Source organism: Neobacillus bataviensis (assembly GCF_019969725.1).
Map to the genome: position 1 here is coordinate 946,597 of NZ_JAHXYW010000001.1, position 15,229 is coordinate 961,825.

Consider the following 15,229-nt stretch of genomic DNA (forward strand, 5'->3'; position numbering starts at 1 on the left):
CCTAATCTAATTTTTCAAGCTCGGCAATTGTCTCATACATCGCCTGTTTTGAAGGTGTCTCCTCTTTAAGCAACACTTTTACTTGCTTTAATAGCCTCGCACGCTCTTGAAATTTATGAAATAATAAAAGCTTTTCTTCATATTCCTCGAGCATTGCTTCCGTCCGCTTAATATTATCATATACGGCCTGGCGGCTGACATCATACTCTTCAGCAATTTCACCCAATGAGTAATCATCTAAATAATAAAGAGACATATAGCTTTGCTGCTTTGGTGTTAACAACGAATAGTAAAAATCATAAAGATAGTTCATTCGTGTTGTCTTTTCAAGCATCATACTTAAATGCCCCCTTGTTAAGTGAAATGCCTTTACAAAAGTAAGTTTACACAGTAAGACATTATCTGTCAAGATAATACCTTTACATCTAATCTTCGGTCTTTTCTACTTGATCTGCAAATAATCCATACACATACTTTTCGGCATCAAATTCCTGCAGATCATCCATTTTCTCTCCTAAACCTACAAATTTAACTGGAATCTTTAATTCGTTGCGAATTGCGAGAACGATTCCGCCCTTTGCTGTCCCATCTAATTTCGAAAGTACAATGCCACTGACATTGGTTACTTCTTTAAAATTCTTAGCCTGAATAAGCGCATTCTGTCCTGTTGTCGCATCAAGGACAAGGATTACTTCGTGGGGTGCTCCGGGAATTTCTCTTTCGATGACACGTTTTACCTTTTCCAGCTCTTTCATCAGGTTCACTTTATTTTGTAAACGACCGGCTGTATCACACAATAAAATATCAGCTTTGCGGGATTTCGCTGCCTGAATCGCATCATACATTACGGCAGCAGGGTCAGATCCCTCTGCCTGCTTGATAACCTCGACACCGACTCTATCCCCCCATACTTCAAGCTGTTCAATAGCTCCAGCCCGGAAAGTGTCGCCTGCAGCCATCAAAACTTTTCTTCCCTCACTCTTAAACTTATGTCCTAGTTTACCTATTGTCGTTGTTTTTCCGACACCATTGACACCGACAAAGAGGATGACGGTTAACCCATCCTCCTGGATGTTTAATTTTGAAGACTGTCCTTCGCCTGCATTATAGATGTCGACAAGCTTTTCAGATATAACACTTTGAACCTCCTGAGGGTCTTGGATGTTCCGCCGTTTCACTTCCATCTTCAGCTCATCTATTAACTGCATAACGGTGTCAAAACCAACATCGGCCTGAATTAGGATTTCTTCTAATTCTTCAAAGAAGTCTTCGTCGACTTTTCGGTATCTCGCCACAAGGTCATTGACTTTTCCAGAAAAACTGTCCCTTGTCTTCGTAAGACCTTCCTTAAACTTCTCTGTAACTGTATCCGTTGATTTTGTAATCTTCTCTTTTAATTTTTTAAAAAAGCTCATTCTTTCACTTCCCTTAAATTAAGATTTAACAAGCTCTTTTGTATCGTCTAAACGAACTGATACAAGCTTTGATACACCCGATTCCTGCATGGTGACTCCGTATAAGACGTCTGCTTCCTCCATTGTCCCTTTACGGTGTGTAATAACAATGAATTGAGTCTCTGAGCTATATCTCTTTAAATACTGGCTAAAACGGTGGACGTTTGCTTCATCGAGTGCCGCTTCCACTTCATCAAGAATACAGAAAGGAACAGGACGTACTTTTAATATCGAAAAAAGCAGGGCAATGGCCGTTAATGCTCGTTCGCCACCCGATAGCAGCCCTAGATTCTGAAGCTTTTTACCCGGAGGCTGAGCAACGATTTCCACTCCTGTATTTAATAAATCCTCCGGAGCCGTTAATACAAGGTCCGCTCTTCCTCCTCCGAAAAGTGCCCTGAAAACTGGTTCGAAATGTTCTCGAATCCCTTGGAAGGTTTGCTCAAAGCGTCTTTTCATTTCCGTATCCATCTCTTCAATCACCTGGAAAAGTGTATCCTTGGCTTCTTGAAGATCTGTCCTTTGTTCATTTAAAAATTCATACCGTTCGGAAACGCGCTCGTATTCTTCAATAGCTCCAATGTTGATATTACCAAGCTCCTCGATGGCCAGTTTAATCAGCTTGACCTTTTTGCGGGCTTCTTCAACTGGAACAGTTAGCGGATACTGTTCCTTAGCTCCTTCAAAGGATAATAAGTATTCTTCTCTTAGATGAGCTAGTCTGTTTTCAAGCTCCACATCCAAGCGGTTTAGTTTTACCTCTTCATCCTTTAGTACCGTTATCAAACCTTTATGAATTCTCTTTAATTCCTTAGCTTCAAGCTCCAAATCTTCCAGCGAAACCTGAAGCTGGACCCGTTCTTGCCTTCTTGTGCTAATTAGATTTAGTGTTGCAGCCTTGTCTTCTTGTTTTCTTTTTGCAGCAGTCTCTAATTGTTCTTCACCCGAAGAGCTATTCGTCATTTCTGATGTTAATAGGCTGAGGTCTTCAGTAAAGACAGCAAGCTTTTGCCTGCTTTCCGCTAAATCTTCATTAAGATTCGCGAATCGGTCCTTGGTGTTTAAAAATTGCTCGTTTTTAGCCGCAAACTCAACCTTTAACTCATTTATTTCGGTTACCAAGGCTTCTTTAGATGTAAGATCATTGGTCTTTTGTTCAGTCAGTCTTATAATTTGACCGTCAAGTTCCGCAATTGAAACCTTATAATTTTCCATTGCTGATTGTAACTCTATTTTTCTAGTTAGCAATGTGGTTTGTTCTGTCGAAAACTGCCCTTTTTCAAGATCGTAAATGGCTAATCGGTCATTGATATTCTTTTCTTCAAACTCCGCTTCTCGTAAGTCACCCTTAACAGACTGTTCCGATAGTCTTAGTTCTTCACCATTTTTACGCATTGCCTCAAGGTCTGACTCTGCCGTTTGGACATCTTCTTTTAATGATTTAACCTGCTTCTCCAAATCCGCTGTTTTCTCTTCCATAATGACAAGCTTACCCTTTAATTCATCAAGCTCACCTTTTCTTGTTAATAGCGAGGATGTTTTTTGTTTTACGGCTCCACCTGTCATCGAACCGCCGGGATTGACGATATCTCCATCGAGGGTAACTAATCGAACACGATATTGGAGTATTTTCGCCAATTCATTGGCACCCTTTAGATCCCTTGTGATAACAACGTTACCCAAAAGGTTTTGAAAAATCTCGGCATACTTTTGTTCAAACTGAATCAGGCTGACGGCAGTACCCACCAGAGAAGGGTGATTTTGAATCGAAGCCATTTGAGCTGATGATAAGGGACGTCCCTTTACAACACTTTGTGGTAAAAAGGTTGCTCGTCCAAAAGAATGCTGCTTTAAATATTGAATAGCGGCACGGGCATTTTGTTCAGTATCAACTACGATATGCTGTAAGGCACCACCAAGTGCGGTTTCCATGGCAATTTCATATTCTTTAGGAGCAGAGATTAGTTCGGCAACGGCTCCTTCAATACCATGGAGTTTTTTTCCGCGGGCCTTGAGAACTTCCTTTACACCTTGGAAAAAGCCAGAAAAATCCTCTTCCATTTCTTCAAGCATATCTTTTTTGGACTTTGCCTGCTGCAGAAGCTGATAGGCTTGATACAAGGTTTTCTCTTGTTTTTGATAATTGTTTTTTACCGTATCCAGTTTACGTTGTTGCTCACGAAAGGCAACAACTTGTTCACTTAGCTTCTTTTGAAGTTCATCTAATGAAGCTTGAATTTTCCTTTTTTTGCTTTGGGCAATTTCTCTTTCTTGAAGATACTTTTCATTTTCCGCATCAAGACGTGAATTTTTTCTATCCTGCTGCTCAAGCTGCTGGTCAATGTATTTTAATTCGTTTTTTGCACCAGCTTGGTCATTTAACAGCTCAATATATTCACTTTTTAAGCTTTCGATTTTTTCGTCAATATTTTCTGCAAATAATTGCAGCTTTTCTTGTTTTTCCTTTAACTGTGTTTGTAAGGTTTTTACCTGCTCACCAAGCAGCTTAACCGATTCGGCTAAAGAGTCTCTATTGTTTTGAAGTTGGCTGATTCGGTCCGTTAATTCAAGGATGTTCATTTCCAACTGCTCTTTATTTTGTGCAGCATTCTTTTTCCGCTCTTTTAGAACTTCTTTTCGTCCCTCCAGCTTTTCAAGCTCCTCACTGGCATGAAGCAGGACATTCTGCAGGTCTGAAATCGATTCATCTAAGGCCGTAATCTGGTCTCTAGTTTCAACGATTTTTGCTTCTTTGACTTGCAATTCGGAAGAAAGCTTCAATTCCTCATGTTGGTGTTCTTCCAGCTGTTTGGAAAGATTCCCCCATTTTTGATGCATGTCTTCAATTTCATAAACGGTTAGAGCTACTTCAAACTTTTCAAGCTCCTCTTTTTTCTCTAAAAAATCCTTTGCTATCGACGCTTGAATTTTTAATGGCTCTACTTGGCTTTCAAGCTCATGTAAAATATCATTTACCCGGTTAATATTGTCTTGTGTCTCGGCAAGCTTGACCTCGGCTTTTTTCTTTCGGTTTTTGTATTTTAAAACACCTGCAGCTTCTTCAAATATTGTTCGGCGGTCTTCTGCTTTACTATTTAAGATTTCTTCTACTTTCCCTTGGCTTATAATGGAAAATGCTTCCCGTCCCAGCCCGGAATCCATAAACAAATCTATAATATCCTTCAAACGGCACGAGTGTTTATTAATAAAGAAGTCGCTTTCTCCTGAACGGGAGACTCTTCTTGTAACACTTACTTCATTATAATCAACCGCTAATCCTTGATCTTGGTTGTCCAAGGTCAGCGTCACCTCAGCAAAATTAACAGCCTTTCTAGTATCACTTCCAGCAAATATAATATCTTCCATTTTACTTCCGCGAAGTGATTTTGCTGACTGTTCCCCTAATACCCAGCGGATTGCATCTGTAATATTGCTTTTCCCGCTGCCATTAGGACCTACTACGGCCGTAACCCCAGGGACAAAATCCACACTGATGCGGTCAGCAAAAGATTTAAAGCCAATAATGTCCAACCGTTTTAAAAACATTCCTTTTTCCTCCCTAAAATGCCCGGGATTACTCCTCTAAAACATTTGTCATATCTAGGTTGTTTTCGTTTTAAGTACATCCAGCGCCATTTGAGCCGCATGCTGTTCCGCCTCTTTTTTGGATCTTCCCGTCCCTACCCCTAATTCTTCGCCATTTAAGGAAACCTTTGACACAAACTCTTTATTGTGAGCAGGTCCTTTTTCTTGTAGAACACGATATTCAATTACTCCTGAACCATCTCTTTGAATGAGTTCCTGTAATTGGCTCTTAAAATCCATCACATGAGAAAAAGCACCAGCATTTATTTTTGGGAAAATAACTTTTTCAAGAAAATCTATGACTTTTTCAATTCCTTGGTCTAAATAAAGTGCGCCAATGAACGCTTCAAAGACATCGGCGAGAAGTGCCGGCCGCTCTCGTCCGCCCGTCATTTCTTCCCCTTTGCCGAGCAAAATTAATTTTCCAAATCCTAATTCATTCGCAAATGCTACGAGTGACGGCTCACATACAATGGCCGCTCTTAGTTTGGTTAATTCTCCTTCTGTCATCATGGAATATTTCTTAAAAAGGAATTGTGATATTGTCAGTTCAAGTACAGCATCTCCCAAAAATTCGAGCCTTTCATTATCTTCAAAAGGCTTTCTGCGATGCTCATTCACATAGGATGAATGAGTAAAAGCTTGCTTTAATAATTTTTCATTTTCAAATTGAATTTCAATTATCTTTTGAAACTCTTTAAATTGACTTTCTTTTGCGCGATTGTCCATTTCTTTTTCTTTCCCATTTCTGCGCATAAGTTCTCCACCTTGCATTTAATTTACACATGACTATAATACTGAGTTTAAAAAAATTTTGATAAAAACGCAAAGAAACTTGGCAGCACTAATGGAACTGCCAAGTTCTATTCTACAGAATAAAGCCCCGTTTGAAAACGGAGCTTTGTGAATAATTCCAACGATTACTTCGTGCTATTTATGTAATTAACAGCATCACCAACAGTGCTGATTTTTTCAGCATCATCGTCAGAAATTTCCATATCGAACTCATCCTCTAATTCCATTACTAGTTCAACTACGTCAAGGGAATCAGCGCCAAGATCATCTTTAAATGAAGCTTCAAGCGTAACTTGAGACTCATCAACACCTAAACGGTCAACGATGATTTTTGTAACACGTTCTAATACCTCTGCCATGCTCGTTCACCTCCCCTCAAGCTATTATAGAGTATTTCTTTCAAATAATAAATGAAGAAATAATAAAAATGCACATTAACTTTGAGAAATGTCCAGCACCAGCGCCTAGGGGCTCGAGGTCATAAGCCAATCCGTCGAAAAGGTTAAAAAGCAACCTTTCCGCCGGCTCGTCTTATGCTTGTCGCCCCTGGACAAGGCGCTTCCGCTTTTCTGTTTACATTACCATGCCACCATCAACGTGGAAGGTCTGCCCTGTGATATAGGATGAATCATCAGAAGCAAGGAATGCCGTGATTTTTGCGATATCTTTCGGCTCACCTAATCTTGCTAACGGAATCTGTTTTAGCATTTCGGTTTTTACTTCTTCTGACAATTTGTCTGTCATATCAGTGGTGATAAATCCTGGGGCAATCGCGTTAACGGTAATATTTCGTGTCGCAAGTTCTTTGGCTGTCGTTTTCGTTAAACCAATGACACCCGCTTTGGCAGCTACATAGTTTGCCTGACCTGGGTTTCCGCTTACGCCGACAATGGAAGCAATATTGATAATACGGCCCACTCTTTGTTTCATCATTTGTCTCGTTACGGCTTTCGTTACTAAGAAGACGCCTTTAAGGTTGATATTAATGACATCATCCCATTCTTCTTCTTTCATTCTCATTAATAAATTATCTTTTGTAATTCCAGCATTATTAACAAGAATATCAAGCTTCCCAAAACGATCAATGGTCGCTTTCACCATTTCTGCAACTTCTTCTGTATTTGAGACATCGCATCTTACAGCAAATGCATCTAGGCCAAGTGCTTTGATTTCATCCACGACTTCATTCGCTTTTGCTTCACTTCCAGCAAAATTAACAGCGACATTGGCTCCCTGCCTTGCTAGTTCAAGCGCAATTTCCCTGCCTATTCCTCTTGATGCACCAGTTACAAGGGCTGCTTTACCTGTTAAATTCATAGCTTTTCCTCCTTTAATGCGTCGATAACGGACTGACAGGTTTCCTCATCAGAAACAGAATAGGTTTTAACGCTGCGATTAATCTTTTTGATTAAGCCAGACAGCACTTTGCCCGGTCCAATTTCGATAAAGGTATCCACACCTAACTCAATCATTTTTTCAACCGAATCCTCCCATAATACTGGAGAATAAAGCTGCTCTATTAATTTTTCCTTTATTTCAGCAGAGTCGCTCATTACGTCTGCAGAAACATTGGCTACGACTGGAATTTCTGCATTCTTCATATTCAGACTGTCTAAAACAGCACGCAATTCACTGGAAGCAGGCTTCATGAGAGAAGAATGGAACGGTCCGCTAACTTCAAGCGGAATGACGCGTTTTGCTCCGGCCTGCTTCGCTTTTTCACCGGCAAGCTCAACACCTTTTGACGAACCGGAAATGACGATTTGACCTGGGCAGTTAAGATTGGCAAGGGAAACAGGAAAACCTGAATCATCCACTGCTTTTGTCACTTCAGCAAGTTTTTCACGGTCTAAGCCAAGAACAGCTGCCATTGTTCCTTCACCATTTGGAACTGCCTTTTCCATATACTCTCCTCGTTTACGGACAGCATAAACACCTTCCTCAAAAGTTAAGGCGCCCGCAGCAACAAGGGCCGTATATTCTCCTAAGCTGTGACCAGCAACAAAATCAGCCTGAATTCCTGATTTTTGAAAGAAATTTAACAGTGCAATACTCGTTGTAAGTAAAGCTGGCTGAGCATTTGTTGTTTTCGTCAGCTCCTCTTGGGGACCTTCAAAAATGAGGCTGCTTAGGCTGCTTTGTAATCTTTCATCTGCCTTTTTAAAATAATCCATCACTTCTGGATGCTCATTTGCAAGCTTTTGACCCATTCCAACGACTTGTGACCCCTGTCCGGGAAAAACAAATGCAATTTTACTCATCTTAACACTCCTTACTAGAGTTCAATTTTGGAAGTATTCGTTTCTTCTACTGTTTTTTGAATTTGTTCGATGACATCTTTTTCGACCATTTCCCGTGTTTGCCGAATGGCGCTGAAAATGGACTGAGCATTAGAGGAACCATGAGCTTTAATAACTGGAGCCTTTAACCCAAATAGGGCCGCTCCCCCATACTCCGAATAGTCCAATTTATTTTTCAATGTCATTAAGTTTGGCTTTAAAACAGCTGCAGCAAGTTTACTTGTAAAACTGCTCATTAAGGCTGTTTTTAACATTTTAAACATCGATAGGGCTGTACCTTCAATGGTTTTTAACACCATATTCCCAGTAAAACCGTCGGTCACCACGACATCGGCAACACCATCAAGTAAATCCCGTGCCTCCACATTGCCGACAAAATTTAAATTTGTATTTTTTAAAAGGTCAAATGTATTCCTTGTCAATTCATTTCCCTTTTTTTCTTCTGTTCCAATATTCAAAAGCCCTACTCTAGGGTTTGTAATGCCCCTTACCTTTTCACTATAAATCGAACCCATGATGGCATTTTGCAATAAATGTTCTGGTTTAGCATCGGCATTTGCCCCAACGTCAAGCAGGAGAAAACCTTCGCCGCCGATTGTTGGAAGCGTTGGAGCCAAGGCAGGACGATCAATTCCTTCAATTCTTCCAACAACGAACAAGCCTGCAGCCATAAGTGCACCCGTATTTCCTGCTGAAATACAAGCATCAGCATCACCGTCTGTCACTAACTGCGCAGCAAGGACCATGGAGGCATTTTTTTTGCGTCGAACCGCCCTAACGGGTTCATCAGTTCCGAGAATAACTTCGGTTGTATGTAATATGGAAATTCTGTCATGGTTTGTTAATGTTTCTTTAATTTTATTTTCATCGCCCACAAGGGTAATATGTATATCAGGATAGCTATTGACAGCCTTCATCGCCCCTAAGACAATTTCTTTTGGAGCATGGTCACCGCCCATGGCATCGATTGATAGTTTCATTGGTCTCATCCTTTAATGATTTTTCGAACGGTACATTTCAAAGTTTCCGGTAAATACCAGTTCATTATTCACAAAACTTGTCACTTCGACATATGTTCTGAGAGCATTTTCATCGATTTTGATCACTCTTGCTTTGGCAATCACTCGTTCATTCAATTTTACCGATCGATTGAAATGAATATTAGCTTTTGCAGTCAAAGCCAGTTCATCATTTATTACAGCTACCGCTAATGAATTTGCCTGGGCAAAAACATGATGTCCGCGAGCAATTTTATTCCGCTGAAAAACATGTTCTTCTTTCACATCAAAAATTGAAATCGCACTTTGGTCTAATTCAATATCGATAATTTCACCAATGACTTCTTCAATAGGCAGAGAGCGGACTTCATCGTCAAATCTTTTTTCAGCTACTGTTTTAATCCGTTCACGAAGCTCCGGAATGGATAATTCCAACCGATCCAGACGAATTGTTTGCACACTTACTTGAAATTTTTCAGCGAGTTCCTCGTCTGTAATAAAAGGATTATCATTAATGGTTGAGATTAACAATTGTTGGCGCTCTTTTTTGGTTCTTCGCATAATTTTCCACACCGTCCGAAATCTTATGACTAGGTACTAAGAGTAGTATAAAATTTAAAAAAGCAGATTGCAAGGATAAGTTTTCTTCCTTGCTATCTGCCTTCTCCCCTTAACATTGCATTTTTCAAGCGAAAATATTTATTAATCTAACTTTTCTCCTTCTAAAACTCCTGAAAATTCAAGCTGATTTCTTAAGTATTCGTATTCATCAGAAGTCCAAAAGCTTTTCGACTGAATCAGCATTGCAGCATCATTTCTTGCTGTTTCAAGGGCGCGGTAATCATGAACCATATCTGCCACCTTGAATTCCGGCACGCCGCTTTGTTTTCTGCCAAAAAAATCTCCTGGTCCTCTAAGTTCTAAATCCTTTTCACTTAGAACAAAGCCATCGTTCGTCTCTGTCATAATCCGCATTCTCTCTTGGCCTACTTCTGATTTAGGACTCGCCAGCAGGATACAATAGGATTGATTGCTTCCCCGGCCGACACGGCCGCGCAATTGGTGTAGCTGTGAAAGGCCAAATCTTTCCGCATCATAAATAACCATCATGGTTGCATTCGGTACATTAACCCCCACTTCCACAACCGTTGTCGATACTAAGATTTGAACTTCATTTGCACTGAACGCTTTCATGACTGAATCCTTATCATCCGAACTCAATCGTCCATGCATCAGACCCACTTTATACCGATTTTGAAAATAGTGGCTTAAAGTGGTATGCACATCAATTGCATTTTGCACATCAAGCTTTTCCGATTCTTCAATAAGCGGGCAAATGACATACGCCTGGTGCCCACTAACTAATTCTTTTTCTACAAACCCAAGAACACGTTCCAGCATTTCAGGTTTTGCCCAGTACGTTTCAATTGTTTTTCTGCCCGCTGGCATCTCATCGATGATACTAACATCCATTTCGCCAAATACCGTGATCGCCAATGTCCGGGGAATTGGTGTAGCTGTCATAAATAAGACGTCGGGGTTTTCGCCTTTTTCCCGTAATACCCGTCGCTGCTCAACACCAAAGCGATGCTGCTCATCGGTTATCACGAATCCTAATCTTTGAAAGGATACTTCGTCCTGAATCAAGGCATGTGTACCAATTAAAATATCAATTTTTCCTGCCGCTAATTCCTGAAGAATCTCTTTTCTCCGCTTTCCCTTTACTGAACTTGTTAAAAGCTCGCACCTGACTTCAAAGGGTTCAAGCAGATTTTTTAAAGATTCTGCATGCTGCTCCGCCAAGATTTCAGTCGGAACCATTAAAGCTCCTTGGAACCCCGCTGTCACACTTGCATAAAGACCTATGGCCGCAACGACCGTTTTCCCTGAGCCAACATCTCCTTGAAGTAAACGGTTCATCCTATATGGAGATTTCAGGTCCTGGATAATATCATTCACCACTCGTTTTTGAGCATTCGTCAGTGGAAAAGGAAGCTCTTTGATAAATTCCTTCAATTTGTTTAAATCATAGTCTTGAACAATACCAGGTGAATGCTCTCGTTCAAACTTTCTTAACGCTTGCATTTTTAATTGAAACAAGAGAAATTCCTCATAAACAAAGCGGCGCCTTGCCTGTTTGACTTCTTCAGGATTTGAAGGAAAATGCATGGCTTTTATCGCGTCTCTTTTGGTTAAGAGCCGATATTTTTGGATAATAAAAACTGGTAGTGTTTCCTTTACCAGGCCTCCGTATTGTTGAAAGGCTAAGCTAATAAATTTTCGAATCCCTTTTGTTGTTAATTTTCCTCTTAATGAATAAACAGGTTCAAAATCATTGTGTTTGGCATTTGGTCCTGCCTGCATTTCACTTGCTGTAATGGTTTGCCTGTGAGCATCCCATTTACCAGTTACGGTTATCGTTTCGTTCATGACAATTTTATTTTTTAAATAGGGCTGGTTAAAAAAAACTACTTTAATCAGATAGGAACCTACGAAGAGCCGAATCGTCAGCTTTGACTTTTTTCTGCCATAATAGTTAAGAGAAGGCTCGCTATGAACCTTCCCTTCGACTGTGACCTTCTCATCATGCTGTACTTCTGTCAGTTCTTTTAGCGAATAATCTTCATAACGATATGGAAAATATTCTAATAAGTCATTAATTGTAAAGATTTTCATTTCCGAAAAAATTTCAGCCGTTTCCTCACCAATTCCCTTTAAGACCGTGATTGATTGGTTAAGATTTGGATTCATTATTAACAAGCGGTATCCCAAAGATTTTTGCTTCTAGAGCTCTACCTGTAGGTGTAGCCGCCAACCCTCCTTGAGCTGTTTCTCTTAATGACGATGGCATCGATTGGCCAATTTTGAACATAGCGTCAATTACTTCATCACAAGGGATGCGACTTGTAATTCCTGCAAGCGCCATATCTGCTGCAACCATTGCATTGGCAGCCCCCATAGCATTTCGCTTCACACAAGGGACCTCAACAAGTCCGGCAACCGGATCACATACTAATCCAAGCATGTTTTTTAACGTAATGGCCATTGCCTCTGCACATTGCTGTGGTGTCCCTCCGGCCATTTCAACAATAGCTGCTGCCGCCATCCCTGATGCTGAACCTACTTCGGCTTGACAGCCTCCCGCAGCACCGGATATTGATGCATTATTGGCGACTACAAAGCCAAAGGCACCGGATGTAAACAAAAACGATATCATTTGCTCTCTTGTTGGGTTCAGCTTTTTCTTGACCGCGAACAATGTACCTGGAACCACCCCTGCTGAGCCAGCTGTAGGTGTAGCACAAATTGTTCCCATTGCTGCATTGACTTCATTCGTTGCAACCGCTTTACTCACGGCATCGAGAATGGTATCCCCCGTTAAAAAGTTGCCTTTTTCAATATATTTCTGCAGGAGAACCGCATCTCCGCCTGTTAACCCTGAATGAGAGGTAACACCCTTTAACCCTTTTTCAACGGCCTCTTCCATGACGGTAAGATTTCTATCCATAAGGGCGAGCACTTCTTCTCTTGTCCTGCCGGTAACGGTTACTTCTTGCTCGATCATGATTTCTGAGATTTTTTTATTTTGACTGTTAGCCATTTCTACTAATTCAGCGACATTTCGAAACATAGTTTTTTCCCCCCTTAATCGACAATTTTAGTCACTTTTAATATATTAGGAAGCTCTTCAAGCTCAATTAGGATATGATCATTAATATTTTGGTCTACTTCGATTGTCATAAGCGCAAGCTTTCCTTGTTCTTTACGAGAAACTTCCATGTGGCCAATATTAATTTCGTATTTTGCCAAAATGTTGGCTACGCTTGCAATTGCACCAAAGCGATCATTATGAACAACTAAAATGGCCGGATGATTTCCGGATAGTTTAAGTTCAAAACCGTTTAGCTCTGTCACTTCAATTTTGCCGCCGCCAATAGAGATACCCACTAATTCCAGCTCACCATTATGATCACCGATAATGATTCTTGCTGTGTTTGGGTGATCGGTAACAGCATCTTCTTCAATAAACCGAAGTTTAATGCCTTTTTCTTTTGCAATATCTATGGCATTAATAATCCTTACATCATCCGTTTCAAAATCTAATAATCCGCCAACGATGGCAACGTCTGTCCCATGACCTTTATACGTTTTCGCAAACGAGCCATATAAAGATATATTGGCCCATTTTGGCTCTCTGCCAAATAGGCTTCTCGCTACTCTGCCGATTCTTGCCGCTCCGGCTGTATGGGAACTAGAAGGTCCTATCATAACGGGCCCAATAATATCAAATACGCTTCTATATTTCATAAGAATTCTCTCCCTTAGCGTAATTCTCTCTAATAAATTATATTCAAAACATATTTTCTTGTCTCATATGCACAAAAAAAGAAGGGGTAACCCCTTCTTCTATTTTATCTCTTCATTATTCAATTGAAAAGATAAAAGAATATAATGGTTGTTGGCCATTATGGATTTCTATTTCAATATCACCATAATTTTCTTCTACAAAATGTGTTAAGGAATTTACTTCATCTTCCGAAACGTCTTCCCCATAAATAACAGTTAAAATTTCGGAGTCTTCATCTAACATTTTAGAAAGAAGATCTTCAGCCGCTTTTCCTTTTTCCTTGTTTTTTACAACAATTTTCCCTTCGGCAATACCCATGAAATCATCTTTCTCAATTTCTAACCCATCAATTTGGGTATCGCGAACAGCAAAGGTAATTTGACCTGTCTTGACATGCTGAAGCGCGTCCTTCATAGCTGCTTCATTTGCCTCTACCTCAGCAGAAGGATTGAACGCAAGAAGCGCCGAAAGCCCTTGCGGTACCGTTTTGGATGGTATCACGTAAATCTCTTCTTCGGATACATCACGTGCTTGCTCAGCCGCCATTATAATATTCTTGTTATTCGGTAAAATAAATACCTTTTTAGCATTTACTTGTTTGACAGACTTAACAATATCCTCCGTACTTGGATTCATTGTCTGCCCGCCTTCAATCACAGCATGCGCTCCAATGCTTTTAAACAAATCGGCAATTCCAGATCCCATAGATACCGTTACAATTCCATATTCTTTCTGTTCCTGCACCCTTTCTGCCACTAAAGGAGTGTGTGTTTCGCCAACAATATTGGAATGCTGCTGGCGCATGTTTTCAATCTTCATATTGATTAAATTGCCGTATCGCTGTCCATAAGTTAAAACCTCACCCGGCTGTTCGGAGTGAATATGCACTTTGACAACATCTTCGTCCGCAATAACTAATAATGAGTCTCCGTACTTGCTTAAATCATTACGGAATTCACCTTCATTAAATGGATTTTTGGCTGTCTTAGCAGTTTCAAACCTAACCATAAATTCTGTACAATACCCAAATTCAATATCCTCAGTATTGATATGGCCTTGAACGCTTTTATGGTGCTCTGCACTGACCAGTTCATTCATGGTTGGCATGGCACTTGGTGAATCTGGGAGTTTTTCACCCTTTAATTCGGCTAGGAATCCTTCGTAAACGAAAACAAGACCTTGTCCGCCGCTGTCAACCACACCGACTTCCTTTAAGACAGGAAGTAACTCTGGAGTGCGCTTTAGTGAAGCTTTTGCTTCTTTTAAAACCTCTTCCATAATTACAATGATATCATTTGATGTTTGTGCAGCTTGAACTCCCTTTTGGGCGGAATCCTTTGCAACTGTTAAGATAGTCCCTTCTACTGGCTTCATAACAGCTTTATAGGCAGTTTCTACTCCGGCTTCTAGTGCAGTGGCAAAATCTTTCCCTGAGATGGCAGATTTACTTTCTACGGCTTTTGAAAAACCGCGGAATAGCTGGGAGAGAATTACGCCGGAATTTCCGCGCGCTCCCATCAGCAAACCTTTGGAAAGAGCAGCGCCCACCTTTCCTATATGTTCCTGAACATTGTTTTTTACTTCTTTTGCCCCGGAGGTCATTGATAAATTCATGTTCGTTCCGGTATCACCATCGGGCACTGGAAAAACGTTTAAGGCATCGACCATTTTAGCATTTGCAGACAAATGGTTGGCACCCTGGATCACCATTTCGGCAAAACGTTTTCCATCTAATGCTGTTATTGACAC

General features: G+C 40.5%; 13 protein-coding genes. All 13 read right to left on the bottom strand.

Annotated features, from left to right (window positions below; all coding sequences use genetic code 11):
- Position 1 precedes the first annotated feature (1 nt).
- Complete coding sequence (locus LC455_RS04580; RefSeq protein WP_223588718.1) at positions 2–334, bottom strand: putative DNA-binding protein; 333 nt, start codon at positions 332–334, stop codon at positions 2–4.
- Positions 335–425: 91 nt separating this feature from the next.
- On the bottom strand, positions 426–1,415 hold the full coding sequence (ftsY, locus tag LC455_RS04585) for a signal recognition particle-docking protein FtsY (protein WP_223588547.1): 990 nt from the start codon (positions 1,413–1,415) through the stop codon (positions 426–428).
- 18 nt (positions 1,416–1,433) lie between these two features.
- Positions 1,434–5,000 (bottom strand): chromosome segregation protein SMC, encoded by a 3,567-nt coding sequence (smc, locus tag LC455_RS04590; protein ID WP_223588549.1) that lies wholly within the window; start codon positions 4,998–5,000, stop codon positions 1,434–1,436.
- Positions 5,001–5,054: 54 nt separating this feature from the next.
- Positions 5,055–5,795 (bottom strand): ribonuclease III, encoded by a 741-nt coding sequence (rnc, locus tag LC455_RS04595; protein ID WP_223588551.1) that lies wholly within the window; start codon positions 5,793–5,795, stop codon positions 5,055–5,057.
- Between the two features lie 164 nt (positions 5,796–5,959).
- Positions 5,960–6,193, bottom strand: a complete 234-nt coding sequence (locus LC455_RS04600) for an acyl carrier protein (protein ID WP_223588553.1) — start codon at positions 6,191–6,193, stop codon at positions 5,960–5,962.
- 214 nt (positions 6,194–6,407) lie between these two features.
- Complete coding sequence (gene fabG / locus LC455_RS04605) at positions 6,408–7,151, bottom strand: 3-oxoacyl-[acyl-carrier-protein] reductase (RefSeq protein ID WP_223588555.1); 744 nt, start codon at positions 7,149–7,151, stop codon at positions 6,408–6,410.
- Positions 7,148–8,095 (bottom strand): ACP S-malonyltransferase, encoded by a 948-nt coding sequence (gene fabD / locus LC455_RS04610; RefSeq protein WP_223588557.1) that lies wholly within the window; start codon positions 8,093–8,095, stop codon positions 7,148–7,150. Before fabD ends, fabG begins: the two co-directional genes overlap by 4 nt.
- Before the next feature lie 14 nt (positions 8,096–8,109).
- Positions 8,110–9,114: a phosphate acyltransferase PlsX gene (gene plsX, locus LC455_RS04615; RefSeq protein WP_223588558.1), complete on the bottom strand. Its 1,005-nt coding sequence runs from the start codon at positions 9,112–9,114 to the stop codon at positions 8,110–8,112.
- 12 nt (positions 9,115–9,126) lie between these two features.
- Complete coding sequence (gene fapR / locus LC455_RS04620) at positions 9,127–9,693, bottom strand: transcription factor FapR (RefSeq protein ID WP_223588560.1); 567 nt, start codon at positions 9,691–9,693, stop codon at positions 9,127–9,129.
- A 141-nt stretch (positions 9,694–9,834) separates the two neighbouring features.
- Positions 9,835–11,883, bottom strand: a complete 2,049-nt coding sequence (gene recG / locus LC455_RS04625; RefSeq protein WP_223588719.1) for an ATP-dependent DNA helicase RecG — start codon at positions 11,881–11,883, stop codon at positions 9,835–9,837.
- Positions 11,867–12,763 carry an L-serine ammonia-lyase, iron-sulfur-dependent, subunit alpha gene (gene sdaAA, locus LC455_RS04630; protein ID WP_223588561.1) on the bottom strand — a complete coding sequence of 299 codons (897 nt, stop codon included), beginning with the start codon at positions 12,761–12,763 and terminating at the stop codon, positions 11,867–11,869. Before sdaAA ends, recG begins: the two co-directional genes overlap by 17 nt.
- A 14-nt stretch (positions 12,764–12,777) precedes the next feature.
- Positions 12,778–13,440, bottom strand: a complete 663-nt coding sequence (gene sdaAB / locus LC455_RS04635) for an L-serine ammonia-lyase, iron-sulfur-dependent subunit beta (protein ID WP_223588563.1) — start codon at positions 13,438–13,440, stop codon at positions 12,778–12,780.
- A 115-nt stretch (positions 13,441–13,555) separates the two neighbouring features.
- Positions 13,556–15,229, bottom strand: coding sequence for a DAK2 domain-containing protein (locus LC455_RS04640; protein ID WP_223588564.1), 1,674 nt, complete (start codon positions 15,227–15,229; stop codon positions 13,556–13,558).